At 50.8% G+C, this 1189-nt stretch carries 11 tRNA genes and 1 rRNA gene; all 12 read left to right on the forward strand.

Going from position 1 to position 1189, the window contains the following annotated elements:
* A 5S ribosomal RNA gene (gene rrf, locus H5S41_RS00005) occupies positions 1-117 on the forward strand.
* A gap of 5 nt (positions 118-122) precedes the next feature.
* Positions 123-195 (forward strand) — tRNA-Val (locus tag H5S41_RS00010).
* A gap of 18 nt (positions 196-213) precedes the next feature.
* Positions 214-286, forward strand: a tRNA-Lys gene (locus H5S41_RS00015).
* Between the two features lie 45 nt (positions 287-331).
* Positions 332-404 (forward strand) — tRNA-Thr (locus H5S41_RS00020).
* Positions 405-413: 9 nt separating this feature from the next.
* Positions 414-485: transfer RNA gene (locus tag H5S41_RS00025), tRNA-Gly, on the forward strand.
* 16 nt (positions 486-501) lie between these two features.
* A tRNA-Leu gene (locus H5S41_RS00030) sits at positions 502-587 on the forward strand.
* 7 nt (positions 588-594) lie between these two features.
* Positions 595-668: transfer RNA gene (locus H5S41_RS00035), tRNA-Arg, on the forward strand.
* A 5-nt stretch (positions 669-673) separates the two neighbouring features.
* Positions 674-747: transfer RNA gene (locus H5S41_RS00040), tRNA-Pro, on the forward strand.
* A 30-nt stretch (positions 748-777) separates the two neighbouring features.
* A tRNA-Met gene (locus H5S41_RS00045) sits at positions 778-851 on the forward strand.
* 15 nt (positions 852-866) lie between these two features.
* Positions 867-940 (forward strand) — tRNA-Ile (locus H5S41_RS00050).
* 45 nt (positions 941-985) lie between these two features.
* Positions 986-1073, forward strand: a tRNA-Ser gene (locus H5S41_RS00055).
* 8 nt (positions 1074-1081) lie between these two features.
* Positions 1082-1155 (forward strand) — tRNA-Met (locus H5S41_RS00060).
* The last annotated feature ends 34 nt before the right edge of the window (positions 1156-1189 follow it).

The raw sequence follows: 1189 nt of genomic DNA on the forward strand, positions 1-1189 counted from the left end.
TGTGGTGATGATGGCTTGAAGGATACACCTGTACCCATGCCGAACACAGAAGTTAAGCTTCAACACGCCGAAAGTAGTTGGGGGATCGCTCCCTGCGAGGATAGGACGTTGCCACGCTTTATGGAGGATTAGCTCAGTTGGGAGAGCATCTGCCTTACAAGCAGGAGGTCACAGGTTCGAGCCCTGTATCCTCCATTGAGCAATTTAGCTCATGAGCCGTTAGCTCAGTTGGTAGAGCATCTGACTTTTAATCAGAGGGTCGACGGTTCAAGCCCGTCACGGCTCATTATCAAATAGTAAATATTTGATATAAAACCAAAAAGTGTCAATTGCCGACTTAGCTCAGTTGGCAGAGCACCTGTCTTGTAAACAGGGGGTCGGAGGTTCGAATCCTCTAGTCGGCACTTTAATATGCGGAAGTAGTTCAGTGGTAGAACATCACCTTGCCATGGTGGGGGTCGCGGGTTCGAATCCCGTCTTCCGCTTTGCCAGTTCTATAATGCCGGGGTGGCGGAATTGGCAGACGCACAGGACTTAAAATCCTGCGGTTAGTGATAACCGTACCGGTTCGATCCCGGTCCTCGGCACTTACATGCACCCATAGCGCAATTGGATAGAGTGTCTGACTACGAATCAGAAGGTTGAAGGTTCGACTCCTTCTGGGTGCATTTTTCGGGAAATAGCTCAGCTTGGTAGAGCACCTGGTTTGGGACCAGGGGGTCGCAGGTTCGAATCCTGTTTTCCCGATTTAGAAATTAATATAATTATTAGTTTTTTCGCGGTGTAGCTCAGCTGGCTAGAGCGTCCGGTTCATACCCGGGAGGTCGAGGGTTCGATCCCCCCCGCCGCGATTGGCTGGCTGTTTTGGACCTTTAGCTCAGTTGGTTAGAGCAAGCGGCTCATAACCGCCCGGTCGTAGGTTCGAGTCCTACAAGGTCCATCAGAGGATTAGCTTTGATGAATCATTATTGTTTAATCTTATTATGGAGGATTACCCAAGTGGCTGAAGGGGGCGGTCTTGAAAACCGCTAGGCCGTGAGAGCGACGCGAGGGTTCGAATCCCTCATCCTCCTTTTATTATCGCGGGGTAGAGCAGTCTGGTAGCTCGTCGGGCTCATAACCCGGAGGTCGTTGGTTCAAATCCAGCCCCCGCAATTTTGGTCCGTTGGTCTAGTTGGTTTAGGACGCA

Source organism: Limosilactobacillus albertensis, from assembly GCF_014145555.1.
Lineage (GTDB): Bacteria > Bacillota > Bacilli > Lactobacillales > Lactobacillaceae > Limosilactobacillus > Limosilactobacillus albertensis.